Genomic DNA, 11302 nt, shown 5'->3' on the forward strand with positions numbered 1-11302 from the left:
TCCTTAGTCCTGCACTTCTGACGTCTTAGGGCAACCTCACGCCACGGGTTGCGCCTGCCCACGCACACGGCTGAACAGCTCGATCATTTCCCGGTTGAACGCTGGGATGTCGTCGGGCTTGCGGCTCGTTACGAGATTGCCGTCCACCACGACCTCCTGATCCACCCACTCCGCGCCTGCATTCCGCAGATCCGTCTTGAGCGAGGGCCACGCAGCGATCCGCCGCCCGCGTGCAGCACCAGTCTCAATGATCGTCCAGGGTCCGTGGCAGATGGATGCCACTGGTTTGCCAGCGTCGAAGAAGGACTTGATAAATGCGATCGCCTTCGCCTGGATTCGGAGTGAATCGGGATTGATCACACCACCCGGTAGTAGCAATGCGTCGAAGTCCTGAGATTGTGCCTGGTCAAGCACAACATCGACCGAGAACTCGTCACCCCAGTCCGTAAAGTTCCAACCGCGAACGCGATCGCTCTGGGGCGACACGATGCGAGTCTCCGCGCCAGCCTGATCGAGGGCTTTCCGAGGCTCGGTCATCTCGACCTGCTCAAAGCCGTCCGCGATTAGGATCGCGACCTTCAGTCCTTTAAGATTCTCATTCGCCATGTTCCTATCTCCTTTCGATATGGGTTTGTATGGAGTGGGCGATCGCCTCCAGTGCGCCCAGCGGCTCGAAGGCTAGTAACTCCTATGCCTGAGCGAAGTGCAAGCCAGAGGGGCGCGCCAGGACGCTGACAAGCAACTAACGCTATTTGCCCTGATCAGGGGGTTTAGGGCGAGATTGTAATCCGGTTTTCTACCGAAGTGACCCCTGGCGCTGACCACGCCGATCGCTCTGCCTCTTGTCGCTCTGCTCAGCAGCGTACCGTCCCCTTCAGGATGACCTTGCTCCCCTCCACCTCGACCGTAATCCGCTGTGCATCAGTTTCGGCACTCCGCACCAACGCCTGCTCAATCTTCTGCTTGAGTTCTGATGGGGTCACACGGGGTTTGACGGTGATTAAGTTGGTGACTCCCTTGACACCCAACAGGCGACGAACCACTCGCTCAGCGTCTATTTTCTGGTACTGCCACTCGACCTCACCCTTAAGCGTGACCCAGCCCTTGGAAACTGTGACGTCGAGCTTATCGATGGACAAGTCGGCATCCCACTCCAGCGCATGAATGGCGGCTGCGGCGATGTCGGCATCGGTGCGTTCGGCGGAGCTAGGTAGCCGCACCTCAATGTCGTTAGCCACAGCCAGCACGCCACGGACGCGGTGGGCGATCTCCTCAGCCGCCCATTTCTTGGTGTAGGAGTTGACCCAGCCTGTGAGTGTGACGATGCCGTCTTTGACAGCCACGCCGATCTCGGTGGACTGAACGCGGGGATTCCACTTCAGCTCATGTAGCACATCCTTCTGGATGTGGTCGTCGGTTCGAGTTGTGGTTGCGGTTGCCATGATTGTTTCTCCTTACGGTCAAACTTCATTGAATGGCTGCGGTGACTGCTTCTTTGGTTACGCCTCATCCTGCTCTATGCGGCTTTCTTCGTGCTGCCGTGCGGGTCGATGACGAACTTCTTCGGCGAGCCATCGCTAAATATCCGGTAAGCCTCCGGTGCTTGGTCGAGCGAGATGATCTCGGTGTTCGCGACTTCGCTCAAGTAAGGCATCCGGTCCCACAGGATCGCCATCATCAGTTGGCGGTTGTATTTCATGATCGGAGCTTGTCCTGCCGTCAGCGACGGCGACTTGATCCACGCCTTGCTGAAGGCAAGGGGGAGCAGACCTTGCTTGGCCATGTCGGTCTTGGCTTCAGGATCGGCATCGGTGTATATGCCGGGGATGCCCATCGCGCCCCCCGCCCGGACCACTTCAAACAGGGTGTTAAGTATCGCTTCTGAATGCTCTTCTCCGTCTTCCCGTCCGTAGCCATGCGCCTCAAGACCCACGCAGTCCACTCCGGAATCGACTTCCCTCTCTCCCAAGATTGCTTCGATCTGGTCGGCAACTGGCGTATCTTTCCTCGTGTCTACGGTTTCGTAGCCCGCTTTCTTCACCAGGTCTAACCGCTCCTGGTTTCTGTCGCCCACAATGATGCAGGACGCGCCCAAGAAGCGAGCACTGGCAGCGGCACAGCGACCCACTGGACCTGCGCCAGCGATGTAGACCGTCGATCCCGACCCGACCCTTGCCTCTATGCAGCCGTGAAAGCCGGTCGGCAAGATGTCTGAGAGCAGCGTCAGATCCCTGATCTTTGACATTGCTTGGTCTTTGTCGGGGAACTTTAAGAGGTTCCAGTCGGCGTAGGGAACCATGAGGTATTCGGATTGCCCGCCCTGCCAGTCGCCGAGGTTGAAGCCGTAAGCTCCGCAGTCTACTTCGGGGTTGACGTTCATGCAGACGTCGGTGTGCCGCTCCTTGCAGTTGCGGCAGCGTCCACAGGAGACGTTAAATGGAACAGAACAAAGATCGCCAACATGAATAAACTGCACGTCCCGACCCACTTCGATCACCTCGCCAGTCATCTCATGTCCCAATTGCATTCCTACAGGAGCCGCAAACCGACCGTGATAGATGTGCTGATCGCTGCCGCAGATGTTTGTTGTTACGATCTTGAGAATCGCTCCGTGATCGGCTTTGTTGCCACGAGGATCGATGAGTTTTGGGAAATCAAGATTTTTAACCTCGACTTTCCGAGGCCCCATGTAGACAACTCCACGATTGCTTGCCATGACTGATTTCTCCTTTTCTTTTGTAATTGTTTGATTTGTGAGGGTTCATCGAAGAGCTTTAGCTTCCTTTGCACCAGCTTTTACGGCATGGAATTGGGTGTTTGCGGTAGCCGCTCCTGAAGTATTGGTTGCAGTTTGCAGATGCGCTTCCAGGAACCATAAGCGCTTGTCGATCACCCGCGAGATCTCAATGTAGAGGTCATTGGTATCCATCTCATTGAGCTCGTCGGTTTTCTGAATCCCATCCCGTAGGGATTTAGCATAAATGGCGAAGCGATCGGCGAGAGCCGTAACATGATCCATCCCCTCTACCAGGTCAAACGGATACTCGGGTAACTCCGACTGCTGGGCAGCAATGCGGGCGGTTCCCAGAGCGTAGCCTCCTAATGCAGTGATGCGTTCTGCCACCAGATCGATAAATTCTTCCACTTCCGCTGCGATTTCATCGAATAGTTCATGCAATTGGTAGAAGTCTTTCCCTTTGACATTCCAGTGAGCTTGTTTAACTTGAGTTTTCAGATCTAGCGTTGAAGCCAGGGTTTGATTGAGCAACTCAATCACTTGAGTCCGCAACATTTCAGGAATATCGATGCGAGTGGAATAAAAGTATTGCGAATCACGACTCATCAGTTTGTCTCCTTATCTAGACTCCGCTGTTTAAAATTCAGTGACAGTGAGGGTTTTGTAAGTCGCCGAGGCAATGTTCCCCCTAAGTGCTGGGCTCTATTGACACCCTAGAGGGAGAATCTAAGGGTTTTCTGAGGAAATTATGGTGAATTCACGAAGGGTATGTTCCTTACTTGGCTGCATCTTGGCGATTGCGTTCTAAAAGGCTCTTCTGGTGATCGCCACTATCTGATGGATGGCAAGAGTGATTTTAGTTTACTCAGGGTTTCGTTTGAGCGGAGTTATCTGAGTTTTCACACAGTCTGATGACGTGTTAGGCTGCTGGCGCTTACGATGAAATTGAGACGGCTTGAAGCTATTGTTTAATCGCATCACGCGCCACGCCAAGCCCGTTCTCTGCTTGGATGATACTTCCGATTTCTGCTGCTTTAGCTGCATAGTTGGGATTTCCTAATAACTCACGTAACTGCTTGATTACTCGTACTGCTGAATACTGCTTGCGGGGAATCGTTCGTGAAATTCCCAAACGTTCAACTCTTGCTGCATTGTCTGGCTGGTCATGGCTGTAGGGCACCACCAGAGTTGGATGACCTGCCCGTAATGCCTGAGCTGTTGTGCCAATGCCGCCTTGATGCATGATCGCACAAACACAAGGAAATATCTCAGAAAAAGGGGCATAGTCGAATGGCACTAACGAAAAGCTCTAAGCTATGCGGAATAGGCACTACAGATTTTAAAGCTATTGAACAGTGAAGATTCAGAGATGGGATAGGCGATTGATCCTGTGGTACTGCGTAGTTTACCGCCGCAGGCATCGCCACCAGCTCATGGTGGGTTTCCAGATAAAATTTCACTAATTCGTGTCTGAGCTACATTTATATCTTTGCTTAATCGATAAGCTGTGATGTTCAACGGTTCTAAGTACCTTAGCCAGATGTGGAGGCGATCGCTCTTTGCTGATTTTGTTTAACCCGCTTAAAGACAGTATTTCATTGACAAAAACGAATAGATTCTTAAAATTGCAAGAAATTGGTAAAAATAGGCAGTTTTGCCAATTTTGGCACTTAATCTGATAAGTGATATTGCATTCTAGATGTTCTTTAACTTGCATTCCCACAGCATATGCAAGCAATGGGGGTACCGAATTTCCGATTTCTCTTTGGGCGTGGAGTATTGCCTCACTGAAATTAAACCAATCGGGGTAGCTGTGCAAACGAGCAGCTTCTCTAACTGAGATAACCCGTGGTTGTACTGGATGCAGGGGACGTAATGCGGTGCGGTTGCCACTCCCGGCTCTTAACGTCACGCAGAATCCATCCCATTGCAGCTTTTTTGATTTGGATTTAGCTTCTCTCGCACCTGGGGGAGTGTTGATGAATTGCTGAATTACTTCTGGTGTATGTGTTGTCGCTGCGAATCCCGTTCCAATGTTAGTTACTATACCAAGATTTGGGAATATTTTTTCAAGATACTTAGCATATTCTCCCTTCACCCAATCTGGATGCCATTCTTGAGTGTTTTGCTTGGGGAGTAGGGGGACTGGCAACAAGTCCGCGATCGCATCTCTAACTGTATGTTGAGGTTGATGCTCCGGCGGTATAATTTCTCCAAACTTAGATGCAACAAAAAACACCCTTTTTCTCGCCTGGGGAACCCCGTAATCTGAAGCGGTGAGGTTCCACTTTGAGAGAAAATAATGTTCTTCTAGCACTGCTTGGAGGTTAGCAGTAATGCAGCCAAACTTCTGATTTTCAATCCCTGGCACATTCTCCATGATTGCAGCTAGGGGATTGAGTTCCAACACCAGCCGTACAAACTCCCCTACCAACCCGTTGCGTTCATCTTCAACATTTTGCAGTCCAGCAACACTAAATCCTTGGCATGGTGGGCCACCAAAAACGGCATGAATTTCCCCGTCCCAATCTACATACTTCGCCTGAATACAGGCGCGTATTTCTTCCCCTGTCACCTCCCGAATGTCTTTGCACAAGACTGTGGCGTGCGGGAAATTATGTTGGTATGTTGCTAGGGCGATGGGATTATTATCAATGGCGATCGCGATTTCAAATCCTGCTGCTTTAAATCCCAAATCAAATCCACCCACCCCGGAGAATAGGCTAACAGCTATTTTTTTGTTTGCTGCTGTTGAGTTCATTGAGATTCTAATTAATGTTAACTTCTTGCACTTGGCTTTAAACACACATCAATTACAATCGGAGTTCTGCCTGACTTTCAAATCTGCCAACCATCTGTCTAACCGACTATTACTAACTGTTTCTTCTATTAGTGGGTAATCTGTAGTGAAGACTTTATATACCCCTCCTGACTCCATCTCATAAAAGTTGACAATCAACCCTTCACGTTTGGCATTACTAAGCTTTTTGATTGCCTCTGGAAGCATCTGCCATATAGATTTCCTTTCCGAATCCGAGAGGAGGTTCCAAGCTTGTTCTTTAGCTTGTTGATATTGCCATAGTCCCCGGCGCACTGAGGAATAATCTGAAGCTTTCCGCAATATGTCTGCGAGGACTTCTGCATCAGTTGCTGGGACTTTATTTGTACCGAACATCCCAGCCAATTTACTTTCTACTGCCTGAATCTCATCTTCTTCAAAGTCAATGTCCGACTCTTCAGGTTCTTCCAGGTATTCTTCGCAGTCATATTCTTCTGTATCGCTTTGCCACAAGGTTTCAAGTTCTCGCTGCATTACCTCAAGGTTTATTGGGTTGATGACACTTTCATCGTTGGCAGGAATCAATTCTTCTATGGTGTTAGTGGGTTGTTCACAAGGGATTAGTTCTTCAAAAGAGCCGATTTCATTCTTGGCTATTTCAACTTGATGCTTTTCATATAGGTCAGCGATCGCCTTTCTGACAATTCGCTGCGGTGACAATCCCAATTCCTCTATTAACTTCTCGGTAAACACTCCTGTTTGGTGGTCATCCTCCATAATTTTGCCGAAGGTGTAATATCTATTTCCATCTGGTGTTGCTCGCCAGTTGCCATCTTTTTTTTCTTGATTCATGGCTTTGAGAAACAATCTTCTTTTCTCAATCAGTTCTAACACTAATCTACAAGTCAATCCACCAATAGGAATATCTTTCAATTCATCAATTAGGATTTTGTAGTTATGGGAACATAACCGAAGTAGTACCGATATTGGTAAAACCGCTAAGTGTTCTGGGCAACTGATAAATGCTTGAAAATTCTCGGCAATTCGGAGCGATCGCGTTGACTCAGCACTGCCCTTGTCCCAGCCGTACTCTTCTAACAGTGCGCGATATTCTTTTTTAGTGTAAGTCTGCTTGTACTCGTAGAGTAGGAAAGCCGTATGGAGGTACTCTAGGGTACTTTGCTCTATGTGGGTGGTAGGATTGGAGTCTACCTGATGCTGCTCGACGTATAAATTATTTGCAAAAGTTGTTGTAGTCATGATATTGTATGCGGGGTCTTAATCTCTAAGACTAAGTTTCCTAATTCGACTAGTTGAATAAGTCAAGCTGCTTTCTGCAAGTTTTTTGATGATGATTTAGAAATAGCAGCCAAGGCATAGCCCAAGGTGTACTTGTGAATTTTGGGCATTTTGTGAAACGACATATCCTGACCCCAATCTTGGACTGACTTGGTGCCAATATGTAATACTTGCGTGAGAGTTTTGACACAAGTTGCGCGAAAATTGGCGTGAGAGACAGTTTGTAATACTTGTTGTTCGCTTAACCCTTCGAGGAGTATTTTTTCTAGAAACGTTTGAGCATCTAGTTCCGGTGCGTTGTATTCTCCTCTCAAAATGCTCTTTAGCTGCTTTGGCGCAATTTCGGCAGCGTGAGTGTAAGCAAGTGCAAATTTGCAGTAGTTGGGTATCCCATCAAAATTGAGATCACTTCCCCACTTGCGAACTGTTGGTCTTTGTACACCTAAGACTGCACATAGTACAGTGATACATTTTTTGCGGTATTGTGAGTCGGTTTCTTCTTCGAGCAGTTCTCTGGGACTGAGTTCGGCAATATCAAAACAGTGGCGTAGGAACTGCCTGGGTTCTAGTCCTTGTTTTGGTAGTACTTCTAGTATTTTGTAGTTATTTTGCATCTTTATTAGTTCTTGCAGGATTTTTACCGAGTTAGCTCGATTTATCTCAAGCCCTTATTTTGTGCTTTTCAGGTAAAGTTTACCGATTTACCGAGTTAGTGATGCATTAAATTAATATTATTTAATATTTAATGATTCATTAATATGAGTTAGTGCATCATTAACTTTACAAGGTTTATTGATAGCGAGGTGTTTAGTTGTTCTAGCGATATAGGTTTTGATATAAAACTTAAGGTTTGTAACTAAAAACCCTGTTGTTTCTATAAACTGAAGAGAAACCTCGATAAACCAAGTTCAAAAAACGTGTGTCAAATCAGCGCGAACGCTTTTCTGGAGGGGATACTGACCGAGTATCTTTTACCCTTGCGCCCGGTGTGCGGCAAAAGGTAGATGATTTACTGCCGATATTGGGTGGCACTTTGGCGAAAGCTTTAAGGCGTTTAGTTGATTTGGGTTTAGATTTAGTTGACCTAGCTCAAAAAAGTGGTAAGCCGGTTCCTCAACCGGGTAGTTTGGAGCAGATGTTTTCTGGTTATACCTCTTTGGGCATAGAACTGATATTTGCGTGTGAATCCTTGGGTTTATCAGTACCAGAAGTGGGTCAGGTAGGGGTTTGGTTTGTAGATAATCTCTCCCTTGGCTTGGGTGATATTGAGGGTATCAAGAAAGACAATGATTTTCAGGCATCACGTATATTTCGCTTAAGTCGAGAAATTCAAAAGTTTTTTCAGCAGCAGCTTAATGTCTTATCGGAAGACGAGTATGCTGCATTTCTGAAAAATTTGCATAGGGAAGCTGTTATTGGACAAGAGTTTGTAGCTGCTTGTCGGACGCTGGATTTGCAGCTACCAGAGATAGGAAAACTACAGGAGTGGTTGCAGGATTTGGTGGTGCGATCGCCCTTGGCGGCTCCTCAAGGAGCATCGCGCAGCGTTTCCGCAGTAGAATTGCAATTATCAAACGAGTTATTAGAAGAATGCGATCGACTGGGGATAGACCCGCCAAAACCTGGTGAGGTTGTAGCGTGGCTACAAAATACCCGCCCTGCGGTATTTGAGCAGTCAATGCACGAACATAGGTTACCTTTTACGGATGATGGTTTGCCTTTAGGGGGGTCGCAACCTTTTTTGGAGCATTTACTTACACTAAATGCACCGCCAACTGAAGATGAGGAGTATGACATTGCTCATAGGTTTGGTGTAGATCCAGCGCATCTTAAGGATTTGATATCCCGCATGAGGTTTGACAAAAACGGACAGATAAATAATTGTCATTAATAAGCTTGGGGCATAAATGCATGGATGCCATTGAAGATTCTTCTGCGTTATGGGCTTTACTATGCAAGCCTGGATGGGAAATTAAACCCAATCCAGGCTTGCATCTACTCAAAATTAAAGCTCCTGACTATCAGGAAGCATTAATGCTTTATACCAACTATCGAAAATTTCTAGCAATGTGGGCGGCATCCCTCGATTGTGCCTGTGCTTTGATTGGAATTCAGGGAATGCGTGGGTCTGCATTTAAAATTATTGCAGCAACGCCAGCATCGCAGCAGAAGTTATATGAAGACTTGATTTTTGCAAGCTTACGAAAGTCGGTTAGTTGTGATTTAGAAAGACTAGTTGATCGGGAATTTGAGAAAGATATCAGCAAGTATTCAGGGTTTTACATTGCCGAAACTTGTTTGCACCCTGAGCTTAGACCAATTGTTGATGAAATATTCTCAAACCCAGACAAAAAACTTGCCTTAACGCGAATGTCTGACAATTTGCAATTGATCGTGTCCGCATCAGCAGCACGGGCGATGAGTTCTGACTCACAAGATGTGGTGCGTCGCCGAACGACTGATTTTTGGCACGCTAGAGACTACGAATGTTTTTTGCAGATGTTCAAGCAAGATGGGGGAGCGGAGTTTGAAATTACTTACCAAGCAACAACCAATCTCCCAAAAATTAATCCTTTGGCACCGTGGGCACGGTTTACTACAAGCTATCGTTTTTTTGAAATTGATGTTGGCGATCGCACAGAAGTGTACCGTTTGGGCGAAGGTAAAGATATCACCCTAATCAGTCGTCCCAAGGTTGTCTCATAATATAACGAGGTTTTATGGCAGTAAGATTCCTAGAAAACAAGGGCAGTGGCAATATCTTAGAAATTAGTCGAGCTAGGCTTTTAGAACTTACCCCCAATGTTTATCCCCTGACTTGGGAAGCGATTCTTTCAGGTAAGGGTGATAGTGCAGCTATCTTGGGTGCAGGTTTTGCCGAACGTGAAGTTTTTTTTGGTTTTGAGGGAGTTGACTTAACGCGCTACGAACTTCCAACAATCGACTGTTACGACATTGCTACTGAGCCGCCAGAAAAGTTTTTAGCTTTACGCAGCCAATACCCAAACCTACAGTTAAATTATTTTTGCGATCGCAATCTAGCAGAACTAGAACTGACAAAACTTTACGCTCCAAATAGCCTGCGGCTAGTTTCGGTTCATGGAGTGTTAGATTATTTACAACCAGATGCGGTTACGAGAACATTACTTGATATTGTGAAAGTACAGCCAGAGGCAATATCGATACGGTTATTTTTAATGGGCAACCCGTGGTCGTGTAATTTTGCGAGTATAGAGCAACTGGCGATGGAATTAGATTCAATTGAAATTACTACAAATGGCTTAGTCGAGCCGATTGATTTTGATATATTTTGTCGTACAGGTGTTGTGCAATTAAATATTTTAGATGAGGATAAAATTGAACATAATTTGTTACCAAGTTACGGTGCATCTCATGTAATGCCTGATAAATTAGTTGGTTATTTAAATAGTCAAGGATATCAGCTTGTTGCAACTGATGTGTACTCACTTTCAAGTCAAGATTTGCAAGGGGATGAATCGGAAAATCACAATAGTAATAAAGATGTATTTTTAGATAATCCACATGGAATGTTGTTATTTTTTAAACGATAAAATACTCATTTGAATCGAGCTAATCAACGAAAATGAATCCATTGCTGCTCCATTACCACCTTCACAAGTGTCAAAATCGTTGGGTATGAGGTGAACCATCCCTAGATTGGCATTTTTGATATCTACTGCGGCGATCATTGCTATCAGTTCTTGAGCAACAAACTGAAATGCCAGCTAGGAATTTGTTGAATATGTTCGGAAACTGTTGCAGTTATGACGTTGGTTTCTTCCAGCAATGTTGTGGAAGAAACTAAGTTAGCGTTACTTGATTTAAGTGACTAAAGGGCGATCGCGTACATTTCGTCTATAACGGAGTGCGATGCCTCCGACGGGCGGGTACGCCGGGAGCAAATTGATGTACTTTCGCAACAAGATAGTTTATCTATTCTGTATTGTTCTTATTATTGGCATTGCGCCTTTTCGCTTGACGAGTTTTTACGGTAGCACGCAGCCCCTTGAGTTTATAAGGGTCAGCATCCTTTAGCCAGGATAACTGATAGCCTTTAAGTGTTGCACAATGGTCTGCCAAACATTTGAGCCAACCAGAGCGATGACTAATGTTACGCCAATTATCCAGCAGCCCCCAATCCTCTTCTTGGCAAGTTAGCTTGGCAAACTTCTCGTAAAGCGGATAGTCAGGGGTAACTAAAGCATCTTTTTGGTGTAACACTGGCGGGTCATCATCAGTATCATAGTCTCGATAACTGACATGCAAATCACGCAGGTAAATTTCCATACTTGTGTGTAATCCCGGATGGGGGTCAGTATCAAAGTCAGGGTAAAAGAAATAAGAAATTTTTGGTTTTTTGGTATGAAATTTAAGTATCCGCTCAAAATTTCGGGGTAGAGATTTATTCAGGTAGCCAGGACCAACCAAATGGGTTAGAAGAAGACAACTCTAGAATAATGTTACCC

At 46.2% G+C, this 11302-nt stretch carries 12 protein-coding genes; 3 read left to right on the forward strand and 9 right to left on the reverse strand.

Annotation, left to right across the window (positions count from 1 at the left end; genetic code table 11):
- Positions 1 to 36: 36 nt before the first annotated feature.
- The 8 genes from V7L05_RS31625 to V7L05_RS31660 form a co-directional block, all read right to left on the reverse strand.
- On the reverse strand, positions 37 to 606 hold the full coding sequence (locus V7L05_RS31625) for a type 1 glutamine amidotransferase domain-containing protein (RefSeq protein WP_335170162.1): 570 nt from the start codon (positions 604 to 606) through the stop codon (positions 37 to 39).
- 248 nt (positions 607 to 854) lie between these two features.
- Positions 855 to 1442 (reverse strand): BON domain-containing protein, encoded by a 588-nt coding sequence (locus V7L05_RS31630; protein WP_335170164.1) that lies wholly within the window; start codon positions 1440 to 1442, stop codon positions 855 to 857.
- A 74-nt stretch (positions 1443 to 1516) separates the two neighbouring features.
- Entirely contained in the window at positions 1517 to 2716 is a 1200-nt protein-coding gene (locus V7L05_RS31635; protein WP_335170166.1) for an alcohol dehydrogenase catalytic domain-containing protein, read from the reverse strand.
- A gap of 45 nt (positions 2717 to 2761) precedes the next feature.
- Positions 2762 to 3343, reverse strand: a complete 582-nt coding sequence (dps, locus tag V7L05_RS31640) for a DNA starvation/stationary phase protection protein Dps (RefSeq protein WP_335170168.1) — start codon at positions 3341 to 3343, stop codon at positions 2762 to 2764.
- Between the two features lie 355 nt (positions 3344 to 3698).
- A complete protein-coding gene (locus V7L05_RS31645; RefSeq protein WP_335170170.1) occupies positions 3699 to 4034 on the reverse strand; it encodes a glycosyltransferase in 336 nt (111 codons plus the stop codon).
- Between the two features lie 162 nt (positions 4035 to 4196).
- Positions 4197 to 5498, reverse strand: a complete 1302-nt coding sequence (locus V7L05_RS31650) for a DNA cytosine methyltransferase (protein WP_335170171.1) — start codon at positions 5496 to 5498, stop codon at positions 4197 to 4199.
- Positions 5499 to 5546: 48 nt separating this feature from the next.
- The gene (locus V7L05_RS31655; protein ID WP_335170172.1) at positions 5547 to 6776 is read right to left on the reverse strand and encodes a hypothetical protein; all 1230 of its coding nucleotides are present in this window, start codon (positions 6774 to 6776) and stop codon (positions 5547 to 5549) included.
- 62 nt (positions 6777 to 6838) lie between these two features.
- Positions 6839 to 7429, reverse strand: coding sequence for a hypothetical protein (locus V7L05_RS31660; RefSeq protein ID WP_335170174.1), 591 nt, complete (start codon positions 7427 to 7429; stop codon positions 6839 to 6841).
- 305 nt (positions 7430 to 7734) lie between these two features.
- Between V7L05_RS31660 and V7L05_RS31665 the strand changes: the two genes are divergently transcribed.
- From V7L05_RS31665 to V7L05_RS31675, 3 genes are read left to right on the forward strand one after another with little or no spacing between them, the layout of a single operon-like run.
- Complete coding sequence (locus V7L05_RS31665; RefSeq protein WP_335170177.1) at positions 7735 to 8706, forward strand: hypothetical protein; 972 nt, start codon at positions 7735 to 7737, stop codon at positions 8704 to 8706.
- 20 nt (positions 8707 to 8726) lie between these two features.
- Positions 8727 to 9521, forward strand: coding sequence for a hypothetical protein (locus V7L05_RS31670; RefSeq protein ID WP_335170179.1), 795 nt, complete (start codon positions 8727 to 8729; stop codon positions 9519 to 9521).
- A 14-nt stretch (positions 9522 to 9535) separates the two neighbouring features.
- Positions 9536 to 10387 carry a hypothetical protein gene (locus V7L05_RS31675; protein ID WP_335170181.1) on the forward strand — a complete coding sequence of 284 codons (852 nt, stop codon included), beginning with the start codon at positions 9536 to 9538 and terminating at the stop codon, positions 10385 to 10387.
- Between the two features lie 382 nt (positions 10388 to 10769).
- On the opposite strand, the gene V7L05_RS31680 is transcribed toward V7L05_RS31675, so the two are convergent.
- Positions 10770 to 11123, reverse strand: a complete 354-nt coding sequence (locus tag V7L05_RS31680; RefSeq protein WP_335170183.1) for a hypothetical protein — start codon at positions 11121 to 11123, stop codon at positions 10770 to 10772.
- Between the last annotated feature and the right edge of the window lie 179 nt (positions 11124 to 11302).

The organism is Nostoc sp. (genome assembly GCF_036917755.1).
In the GTDB taxonomy this organism is placed as follows: Bacteria; Cyanobacteriota; Cyanobacteriia; order Cyanobacteriales; family Nostocaceae; genus Nostoc.

What these genes read in the sequence shown, in the direction of transcription:
- V7L05_RS31630 (WP_335170164.1), bottom strand. Translation starts at nt 1,442, where the DNA reads ATGGCAACCGCAACCACAACTCGAACCGACGACCACATCCAGAAGGAT.
- V7L05_RS31670 (WP_335170179.1), top strand. Translation starts at nt 8,727, where the DNA reads ATGGATGCCATTGAAGATTCTTCTGCGTTATGGGCTTTACTATGCAAG.
- V7L05_RS31625 (WP_335170162.1), bottom strand. Translation starts at nt 606, where the DNA reads ATGGCGAATGAGAATCTTAAAGGACTGAAGGTCGCGATCCTAATCGCG.
- V7L05_RS31660 (WP_335170174.1), bottom strand. Translation starts at nt 7,429, where the DNA reads ATGCAAAATAACTACAAAATACTAGAAGTACTACCAAAACAAGGACTA.
- V7L05_RS31675 (WP_335170181.1), top strand. Translation starts at nt 9,536, where the DNA reads ATGGCAGTAAGATTCCTAGAAAACAAGGGCAGTGGCAATATCTTAGAA.
- V7L05_RS31635 (WP_335170166.1), bottom strand. Translation starts at nt 2,716, where the DNA reads ATGGCAAGCAATCGTGGAGTTGTCTACATGGGGCCTCGGAAAGTCGAG.
- V7L05_RS31680 (WP_335170183.1), bottom strand. Translation starts at nt 11,123, where the DNA reads ATGGAAATTTACCTGCGTGATTTGCATGTCAGTTATCGAGACTATGAT.
- dps (WP_335170168.1), bottom strand. Translation starts at nt 3,343, where the DNA reads ATGAGTCGTGATTCGCAATACTTTTATTCCACTCGCATCGATATTCCT.
- V7L05_RS31655 (WP_335170172.1), bottom strand. Translation starts at nt 6,776, where the DNA reads ATGACTACAACAACTTTTGCAAATAATTTATACGTCGAGCAGCATCAG.
- V7L05_RS31650 (WP_335170171.1), bottom strand. Translation starts at nt 5,498, where the DNA reads ATGAACTCAACAGCAGCAAACAAAAAAATAGCTGTTAGCCTATTCTCC.